Raw genomic sequence first — 8,949 nt, forward strand, 5'->3', positions numbered from 1 at the left:
GTCTGAGACCGGCCTCCGGGACCGGCACCCGCCTCGCCGAGGGCTCCTGCCACCGGGCAGGGGCCCTCGGCTTTTGCCGTGCGTCCCGGTAGCGGTACGGTCACGTCGTTGAGGTCACGAAGAAAGGGCGTCGATGGCGATTGCCAAGGCCGAGCGGCTGATGAATCTGGCCCTGTGCCTGCTGGGAACGCGGCGTCCGCTGACCAAACGGGAGTTGCGGGGCTCCATAGAGGCGTACCTCCAGGCCGACGCGGCCAACGACGAGGCGTTCAACCGCATGTTCGAGCGCGACAAGGACGATCTGCGCGAACTCGGCCTGATCATCGAGACGGTGGAGGGCGTCGACGGCGAGGTCGGCTATCTCGCCCGCCGGGACAGCAACCGCCTCCCCCCGATCACCCTCGACGCCGAGGAGGCCGCCGCCCTCGGCCTCGCCGCCAAGGTCTGGCAGCAGGCCCGGCTCGCGGGCGCCGCCAGCGGCGCGCTGCAGAAGCTGCGCGCCGCCGGGATGCCGGTCGCCGAGGACCCGTACGACACGCCGGGACACAGCGCGCTGGAGCCGCGCATCCCGGTCCATGAGAGCGCCTTCGAGCCGCTGATGCTCGCCTGCCGCGACCGCCGCCCCGTCGTCTTCGACTACCGCAAGGCCAACGCCGCGCGCCCCGAGCAGCGCCAGGTCGAGCCCTGGACCCTGGAGTGCTGGCGCGGCCACTGGTACCTCGCCGGATGGGACCGCGAGCGCGCCGCCGAGCGGGTCTTCCGGCTCTCCCGGATCACCGGCCGGGTCCGGCTGCGGTCCGGTTCGTTCACCGCCGAGGTGCCCGACCACGTCACCGTCCGGGAGACCGTGGAGACCTGGGCGGGGGAGACTGCCACCGGCACCGCCCGGATCAGGCTGCGCTCCGGCCACGGCTATCCGCTGCGCGCGAAGGCGCTGTCCACCCGGGCGGCCGGCGACGGCTGGGACGAGCTGGAGATTCCCTACGGGCACGGCCTGGACGCCTGGCTCGTGGAGTTCGGCCCGGACGTGGTCGTGCTGGCGCCCGACGAACTGCGGGCGGATGTCGTGGACCGGCTGCGCGCGGTCGCCAAGGGCTGAGGGGAACGGAGCGACTTCACCATGGCCGGAAACGCCATTGACCAGACCCGGCGGATGCTTTCCCTGGTGACGTATCTGCGCGAGCGCCCCGGCGCCCGTGTCGCCGATGTCGCCCGGGCCTTCGGCATCAGCGAGGACGAGCTGATCGCCGACCTGGACGTGCTGCCGCTGTGCGGCACCAGCTTCCGCGGCGGCGATCTGCTGGACATCGACACCGACGGTGAGCGGATCTGGTGGCACAACCCCGACGACGTCGCGGCGCCGCTGCGGCTGGCGGCCGACGAGGCCACCGCGCTGCTGGTCGCCGCCCGCGCCGTCGCCACCCTCCCCGGGCTGCGCGAGAGCGACCGGGACGCGCTGCTGCGGGCCACCGCCAAGCTGGAGGCCGCGGCCGGGGAGGCGGCGGGCGCCAGCTCCCGGCTCTCGGTGATCTTCGAGTCGGAGGGCGGCGTCTTCGCCGACGTCGACCGTGCCATCTCCGAGCGCCGCCGGCTGTGGCTGCGCTACTACTCGCCCGCGCGGGACGAGATCACCGAGCGTGAGGTCGACCCGATCCGGCTGTTCGCCGTCGGCCGTACCTATATGGAGGCGTGGTGCCGCCTCTCCGAGGCGCGGCGGACCTTCCGGCTCGACCGGGTCGTCGAGATCAAGCTGCTCGACGAGGGGTCCGATCCGCCGCCGATCGAGCTGCGCGATCTGTCGGACCTGTCCACCCAGCTGGTGCAGACCGGCGCCGAGGACCCCGAGGTGATCGTCGAGGTCGGCCCCGGCGGACGCTGGGTCGCCGAGTACTACCCGCACGACAGCGCCGAGGAGTTGCCCGACGGCGGTCTGCGGATCACGCTGCGCGCGCCCGACCCCGGCTCGCTGCGGCGGCTGGCCCTGCGGCTGGGCGGGGACGGCCGGATCGTCGCGCCGCAGGGGCTCGCGGACAGTGCCCGGGACGCGGCGCGGCAGGCGCTCGCGGCGTACGGTGAGTGAAAGGACACACGCAGTGACCGCACGGGGGAGTGCCGCTTCGGTTGTCTTCAAGGCGGCCTGTCCGGAGTGCCGGGGCCGGTTCGAGCTGACCGCGGGCGCGCTGCGGCTGGCGATCGGGGCCAGCGACCGCACCACCTTCTACTCCTTCACCTGCCCCGACTGCGGAACCGCGGTGCGCAAACCGGCGGGGGAGCGGATCGTGGAGCTGCTCACCGGTGGTGGGGTGCGTACGCTGCGGCTGCACTCCACCGTCTAGGCTCTGGCGCATGCTCTGGCCGATGCTCGCCCTCGCCCTCGCCTTCTGCGGAATCGCCGTTCTCGCCGTGCTCTCGGTGCGGGTCCACGCGGAGGTCCGCGGACTGGCCCGGCAGGTGTCGGAGAGCTCGCGGCGGATCACCCGGGCCGCCGAGGACCTGGAGCGGGCCTCGGTTCCGCTGGGCTCCCACGTCGACGCGCTGCGCCGGGAGCGAGGGGCCGCGCCGCACCCCGAGTGAGGCGTGGCGGGGTGCCGGGGCGGAGGATCCCCGCCCCGCGCCGGAGCGATCGCCCCGGCCGCTCCCGGGCGGACGGCGGCTGACGGGTGCTCTGCTGTGCCGCCGCCGGGCGGGGTACGCTGGCTGTTCGCGGCCCTGGTAACGAGGCGGAGGGCCGCAACCCGGAGTCCGCATGGGGATTGCCTCCGGTTCACCCCTGCGCGCTACGATCGCTGACAGCACGGCTGCCGGACACCCGTCCGACCGGTCGGGCAGCCCACCCCCCGCCGCCTCGGTGAGAAGGTAGACGCTTATGTTCGGAAGGCTCGGCGCTCCCGAAATCATCCTCATTCTTGTCGTCGTCGTGCTGCTGTTCGGTGCCAAGAAGCTCCCGGACATGGCCCGCTCGCTGGGCAAGTCGGCCCGGATCCTCAAGAGCGAGGCGAAGGCGATGAAGTCGGACGGCCAGCAGCAGAACGCGCCGGCCGACCCGCCCCACCCCGGTCAGGACGATGCCACCCACCGCACCATCCAGGCCGCGCCCGGAGATGTGACCAGTTCGCGCCCGGTGTCGGAGCCGAGCGACAGCACCAAGCGCTGACCCAGGGCCACCTGAAGGCGGCACGAAGGGCCGCCACCGGACGCACGAGATGAGGACGTGGGTTGCTCAAGTCTGCCCGCAAGAAGGAGAAGGACCCCGAGGGGCGGATGCCCCTCTCCGAGCACCTGCGTGAGCTGCGCAACCGGTTGCTCAAATCGGTCCTGGCGATCTGCGTGGTCACGATCGTCGCGATGTTCTTCTACATGGACATCGCCAAGTTCCTGATGCAGCCGGTGCTGGACTCGGTCGGCTGTGGCGGGGCGTCGCTCTCCGACCTCGCGGACAAGGGGAGCAAGGGCCACGACTGCGCCTACTTCACCGTGAACGGTCTGCTGTCGCCGTTCACGATCATGCTGAAGGTCTCCTTCACGACCGGTGTGGTGGTGGCCACCCCGGTCTGGCTCTACCAGCTGTGGGCCTTCCTCGCACCCGGGCTGCACCGCAACGAGAAGAAGTACGGCCTGTTCTTCGTCGGGCTCGGCGTACCGCTCTTCGTCGGCGGCGCCTTCTTCGCGTACAAGATCCTGCCGACCAGCGCCAAGGTCCTCATCGGCTTCACGCCCGAGGGGGCGAACAACCTCCTGCCCCTGGACGACTTCCTCGATCTGCTGGCCCGCATGGTCGTGGTCTTCGGGCTCGCCTTCGAGCTGCCGCTGCTGCTGATCCTGCTGAACTTCACCGGCATCCTCAGCGGGCGCCGGATGCTCGGCTGGTGGCGCGCCATGATCATGGGCATCACGGTCTTCGGCGCCGTCGCCACCCCCAGCACCGACCCGATCGGCATGTTCGCCCTGGCCGGGCCGGTCACCGTGCTCTACTTCGGCGCCGTCGGCGTCGCCCTGTTCAACGACCGCCGTAAGGCGCGCCGCCGGGCCGCCGACCCGGACTTCGGCCTGAGCGACGACGAGGCGTCCGAGCTGGATCTGACGCCCGAGTCCATCGCCGCGCCCGGCGCCACGCGGGAACTCACCGACGGGGACGACTCCGGCACCACCCGGCGCAACGGCTACGACGACATCACCTAGCCCTACCCGGCGGTAACCGCCCGGTCCGCGGCCGTCCGCCGGGCGGCCCGGCCCGGCGGACCGAACAAAGCCCCGATAAAGATCGCGTGCGCTGTCGGAGGTGGCCGGTAGGCTCGTAGATACGATGACCGACGAGCTATCTCCCGCCGAGCGCTATGCGGCGTCCCGCGTCCGGGCCGCCGAGCAGGCCACCGCGCTGGCCCCCTTCCGCGACATGTACGACTTCGAGCTGGACCCGTTCCAGATCGAGGCGTGCAAGGCCCTGGAGGGCGGCAAGGGCGTGCTGGTGGCCGCGCCCACCGGCTCGGGCAAGACCATCGTGGGCGAGTTCGCCGTCCACCTGGCGCTCACCCAGGGCCGCAAGTGCTTCTACACCACGCCGATCAAGGCGCTGTCCAACCAGAAGTACACCGACCTGGTGAAGCGCTACGGCGCCGACCGGGTCGGCCTGCTCACCGGGGACAACAGCGTCAATTCCGGGGCACCGGTGGTCGTCATGACCACCGAGGTGCTGCGGAACATGCTCTATGCCGGATCCCAGTCGCTGCTCGGCCTCGGCTATGTGGTGATGGACGAGGTCCACTACCTCTCCGACCGGTTCCGGGGTGCCGTCTGGGAGGAGGTCATCATCCACCTCCCCGAGTCGGTGACGCTGGTGTCGCTCTCCGCGACCGTCTCCAATGCCGAGGAGTTCGGCGACTGGCTGGACACCGTCCGCGGTGACACCGAGGTCATCGTCTCCGAGCACCGTCCGGTGCCGCTGTGGCAGCACGTCCTGGCCGGGCGCCGGATGTACGACCTGTTCGAGGAGAAGGGCGGCCAGGACGGCGACCAGGGCGGGCGCCGCGAGGTCAACCCCGATCTGGTCCGGCTGGCCCGGATGGAGAACAGCCGCCCCACCTTCGGCCGCGACAAGCGCCGCGGCCGCACCATGCGGGAGGCCGACCGGGAGCGCGAGCGCCGGCAGCGCAGCCGGATCTGGACCCCCGGCCGGCCCGAGGTCATCGACCGGCTCGACGCCGAGGGGCTGCTCCCGGCCATCACCTTCATCTTCAGCCGGGCCGGCTGCGAAGCCGCCGTCCAGCAGTGTCTCCACGCGGGGCTGCGGCTCAACGACGAGTCGGCCCGCACCCAGGTGCGGGCCATCGTCGAGGAGCGCACCGCCGGGATTCTGAACGAAGACCTCCATGTGCTGGGGTACTTCGAATGGCTGGAGGGCCTGGAGCGGGGCATCGCGGCCCACCACGCCGGAATGCTCCCCACCTTCAAGGAGGTCGTCGAGGAGCTCTTCGTCCGCGGCCTGGTCAAGGCGGTCTTCGCCACCGAGACCCTCGCGCTCGGCATCAACATGCCCGCCCGCTCGGTGGTGTTGGAGAAGCTCGTCAAGTGGAACGGCGAGCAGCACGTCGACATCACCCCCGGTGAGTACACCCAGTTGACCGGCCGGGCCGGGCGGCGCGGTATCGACGTCGAGGGCCATGCGGTGGTGCTGTGGCAGCGCACCATGGACCCCGCGGCGCTCGCCGGGCTGGCCGGCACGCGGACGTATCCGCTGCGCTCCTCCTTCAAGCCGTCGTACAACATGGCGGTCAACCTCGTCTCCCAGTTCGGACGGCACCGCTCGCGCGAGCTGCTGGAGACCTCGTTCGCGCAGTTCCAGGCCGACAAGGCGGTCGTCGGGATCTCCCGGCAGGTGCAGCGCAACGAGGAGGGGCTGGCGGGCTACCGCGCCTCCATGACCTGCCACCTCGGCGACTTCGACGAGTACGCACGGCTGCGCCGCGAACTGAAGGACCGCGAGACCGAGCTGGCCCGGCAGGGCGCGGCCCAGCGGCGCGCGGCGGCCGCGGTCGCCCTGGAGAAGCTCCGCCCCGGCGACGTCATCCACGTGCCCACCGGCAAGTACGCCGGGCTCGCGCTGGTGCTGGACCCCGGGCTGTCCGCCGGGCGGGTGGGCGGCCACCGCGGCATGGAGTACCACGACGGGCCCCGGCCCCTGGTGCTCACCGCCGAGCGGCAGGTCAAGCGGCTGGCATCGATCGACTTCCCGGTCCCGGTCGAGCCGCTGGACCGGATGCGGATCCCCAAGTCGTTCAACCCGCGCAGCCCCCAGTCCCGCCGCGACCTGGCCTCCGCGCTGCGCACCAAGGCCGGACACCACGATGTGCGGCGCCGCCGCAAGGAGCGCTCGCCCGCGGCCGACGACACCGAGATCACCCGGCTGCGGGCGGCCATCCGGGCCCACCCCTGCCACGGCTGCTCCGACCGCGAGGACCACGCCCGCTGGGGCGAGCGCTACCACCGGCTGCTGCGCGACACCCGGCAGCTGGAGCGGCGCATCGAGGGCCGTACGAACACCATCGCCCGCACCTTCGACCGGATCTGCTCGCTGCTGACCGAACTGGGCTATCTGCGCGGTGACGAGGTCACGGACGAGGGGAGGCGGCTGGCGCGGCTGTACGGCGAGCTGGACCTGCTGGCCAGCGAATGCCTGCGCGACGGCATCTGGGAGGGGCTGGCCCCCGCCGAGCTCGCGGCCTGCGCCTCCGCGCTGGTCTACGAGGCGCGCACGGCCGATGACGCGCTGCCGCCCAAGCTCCCCGCCGGCCGGGCCAAGGACGCGCTCGGCGAGATGGTCCGCATCTGGGGCCGGCTGGACGCCCTGGAGGAGGAGCACAAGATCAACCAGGCGGAGGGCGTCGGCCAGCGCGAGCCGGATCTGGGCTTCGCCTGGGCCGCCTACCGCTGGTCGTCCGGGCACGGCCTCGACGAGGTGCTGCGGGAAGTCGACATGCCCGCGGGCGACTTCGTGCGCTGGACCAAGCAGCTGATCGATGTGCTCGGCCAGATCGCCGCGGCGGCCCCGGAGGGCACGGTGCCGCGCAACGCCCGCCGGGCGGTCGACGGGCTGCTGCGCGGGGTCGTGGCGTACTCCTCGGTGGGCTGACCGGCGGGGCCCTGCTCCGCCGGCCGGCCCGTCCGTCAGGCGGGGCGTCCGTCAGGCGGGGTCGTAGACGTAGGGCAGGGCGTTGCTGTTCCCGGCCGGGGTGTGTGCCACGACGTTCACCGTGCCGGGCGCCCCGGCCGGGGAGGTCGCGACGATCTGGGTGTCGGAGATCGCCGAGAACGAGGCCGGGGCGCCGCCGAAGGTCACCGCGTCGGTGTAGGTGAGATTGGCGCCGGTCAGCACGATGGCGTCGCCCCCGACGCTCGCGCCATGGGAGGGATTGAGGCTGGTCAGGACGGGCGCCCCGAGATAGGTGTAATAGGGGTTTCCGGTGCCCGGCGTGCTGGTGCCGCCCGGTGTGGTGACGGTGACGGCGACCGTGCCGGAGCCGGCCGGGGCGGTCACGGTCAGCTGGCTGTCGGAGACCACGGTGACGGCGGTGGCAGGGTTCCCCCCGAAGTGCACGGCCGTGGTGAGGCTCAGATTGCTGCCGAAGACGGTGACGGTGTTGCTCCCGGTGGCCGGACCGAAGTGCGGCGACAGATCGCTGACGGTGGGTGCGGCGATGTAGAAGTACGGCAGCGGATTGCTGGTGCCGCCGGCCGTGGTGACCGTGACACTGACCGAGGACGGCGGCCCGGCGGGCGCGCTGACGGTGATCTGGGTGGCGGAATTGGTGAGGATCGTCGCCGAGTTGATCCCGAACTTCACCGAGGTGGCTGCGGTGAGGTTGGTGCCGGTGATGGTGACGGTGTTGCCGCCGGTGGTGGGGCCGGAGGTGGGGTTGAGGTTGGTGATGGTGGGTGTGGGGGTGGTGGTGTAGGTGTAGGGGAGGGGGTTGCTGGTGCCTGCTGGTGTGGTGACGGTGACGTTGGTGGTGCCGGTGCCGGTGGGGGCGGTGACGGTGATTTGGGTGGGGGTGTTGGTGAGGATGGTGGCGGGGTTGGGGCCGAAGAGGACTTGGGTGGCTGCGGTGAGGTTGGTGCCGGTGATGGTGACGGTGTTGCCGCCGGTGGTGGGGCCCGAGGCCGGGCTGAGCGCGGTCAGGACCGGAGCCGCGACCGTCGTATAGGTGAAGAACACGTTCTGGGTGCTGGTCCCCGACGGCCCCGTGACCGTGACCTTCACGGTGCCGCTCCCGGGGGGCGTTCTTGCGGTGATCTGCGTGTTGCTTACGACGACCACATCGGTGGCCAGGCTGGGGCCGAACCTGACCGCCGTGGCGCCGGTGAAACCGGAGCCGGTGAGGGTGACGGAGGTACCCCCCGCGGGCGGACCCTGGGCGGGGCTGACGCTGGTCACAACGGGGGCCATGGTGCTCTCTCCTTCTCGTACCGCCTGGAACGGCCGCGCCCCGGCCAGTGCTCATCGGCCGGGGCGCGGGGGGCGTCGCCGTCCGTCCGCGCCACGCGACGCGGAGGGACGGCGACGTGGTGGTCGTGCCGTCGGTGCCCGGTGTTACGGGCGGTCAGGTGATGGTGAAGGCCTCGGCGTTGGAGTTGCCGCCGCAAGTGTGGACGGTGATGGTTCCGGCGCCGGTGGCGAGTCCGCCGGGGACGGTGGCGACGAGCTGGGTGTCGCTGATGGGGGTGAACACGGCGGTGGCGGTGGCGGCGGCGCTGTCGGTGAAGGTGACGGTGTCGACGTTGACGAAGCCGGTTCCGTTGATGGTGACCTGGTCTCCTGCGGTGCCCGTTGCCGGAACCACCGAGGTGATGGCCGGGGCGAGGTAGTAGTCGATCAGGGTGCTGCCCGAGGCGCTGGTGCCACCGGCGGTGGTGATGGTCACGGGCTGGGTGGACACCGTGCCGACCTGACCCGGG

Annotated in this window: 9 protein-coding genes; 7 read left to right on the forward strand and 2 right to left on the reverse strand. The window is 71.7% G+C overall.

Annotated features, from left to right (window positions below; all coding sequences use genetic code 11):
• Positions 1-133 precede the first annotated feature (133 nt).
• The 7 genes from AXW62_RS04330 to AXW62_RS04360 all read left to right on the forward strand — a co-directional run bounded on the left by AXW62_RS04330 (position 134) and on the right by AXW62_RS04360 (position 7,126).
• Positions 134-1,099: a helix-turn-helix transcriptional regulator gene (locus AXW62_RS04330; protein WP_030839250.1), complete on the forward strand. Its 966-nt coding sequence runs from the start codon at positions 134-136 to the stop codon at positions 1,097-1,099.
• A gap of 21 nt (positions 1,100-1,120) precedes the next feature.
• Positions 1,121-2,080, forward strand: coding sequence for a helix-turn-helix transcriptional regulator (locus AXW62_RS04335; RefSeq protein WP_030839253.1), 960 nt, complete (start codon positions 1,121-1,123; stop codon positions 2,078-2,080).
• Positions 2,081-2,093: 13 nt separating this feature from the next.
• A complete protein-coding gene (locus AXW62_RS04340) occupies positions 2,094-2,336 on the forward strand; it encodes a hypothetical protein (RefSeq protein WP_030839255.1) in 243 nt (80 codons plus the stop codon).
• 10 nt (positions 2,337-2,346) lie between these two features.
• Positions 2,347-2,574, forward strand: a complete 228-nt coding sequence (locus tag AXW62_RS04345; RefSeq protein WP_030839258.1) for a hypothetical protein — start codon at positions 2,347-2,349, stop codon at positions 2,572-2,574.
• A gap of 292 nt (positions 2,575-2,866) precedes the next feature.
• On the forward strand, positions 2,867-3,154 hold the full coding sequence (gene tatA / locus AXW62_RS04350) for a Sec-independent protein translocase subunit TatA (protein WP_030839262.1): 288 nt from the start codon (positions 2,867-2,869) through the stop codon (positions 3,152-3,154).
• Positions 3,155-3,216: 62 nt separating this feature from the next.
• Positions 3,217-4,179: a twin-arginine translocase subunit TatC gene (tatC, locus tag AXW62_RS04355; protein ID WP_030839265.1), complete on the forward strand. Its 963-nt coding sequence runs from the start codon at positions 3,217-3,219 to the stop codon at positions 4,177-4,179.
• A 124-nt stretch (positions 4,180-4,303) separates the two neighbouring features.
• Entirely contained in the window at positions 4,304-7,126 is a 2,823-nt protein-coding gene (locus tag AXW62_RS04360) for a DEAD/DEAH box helicase (RefSeq protein ID WP_060943313.1), read from the forward strand.
• A 51-nt stretch (positions 7,127-7,177) separates the two neighbouring features.
• Here the strand turns inward: AXW62_RS04360 and AXW62_RS04365 are convergent, their stop codons facing one another.
• A complete protein-coding gene (locus tag AXW62_RS04365) occupies positions 7,178-8,440 on the reverse strand; it encodes an IPT/TIG domain-containing protein (protein ID WP_060943314.1) in 1,263 nt (420 codons plus the stop codon).
• 154 nt (positions 8,441-8,594) lie between these two features.
• Positions 8,595-8,949: IPT/TIG domain-containing protein (locus AXW62_RS04370; protein ID WP_214516837.1), on the reverse strand; the 355-nt coding region annotated here is incomplete at its 5' end.

Source organism: Streptomyces hygroscopicus subsp. hygroscopicus (assembly GCF_001553455.1).
Classification (GTDB): Bacteria; Actinomycetota; Actinomycetes; order Streptomycetales; family Streptomycetaceae; genus Streptomyces; species Streptomyces hygroscopicus.

Coding starts and splice junctions, on each gene's coding strand:
- AXW62_RS04335 (WP_030839253.1), top strand. CDS start 1,121: ATGGCCGGAAACGCCATTGACCAGACCCGGCGGATGCTTTCCCTGGTG.
- AXW62_RS04330 (WP_030839250.1), top strand. CDS start 134: ATGGCGATTGCCAAGGCCGAGCGGCTGATGAATCTGGCCCTGTGCCTG.
- tatA (WP_030839262.1), top strand. CDS start 2,867: ATGTTCGGAAGGCTCGGCGCTCCCGAAATCATCCTCATTCTTGTCGTC.
- AXW62_RS04345 (WP_030839258.1), top strand. CDS start 2,347: ATGCTCTGGCCGATGCTCGCCCTCGCCCTCGCCTTCTGCGGAATCGCC.
- AXW62_RS04365 (WP_060943314.1), bottom strand. CDS start 8,440: ATGGCCCCCGTTGTGACCAGCGTCAGCCCCGCCCAGGGTCCGCCCGCG.
- AXW62_RS04360 (WP_060943313.1), top strand. CDS start 4,304: ATGACCGACGAGCTATCTCCCGCCGAGCGCTATGCGGCGTCCCGCGTC.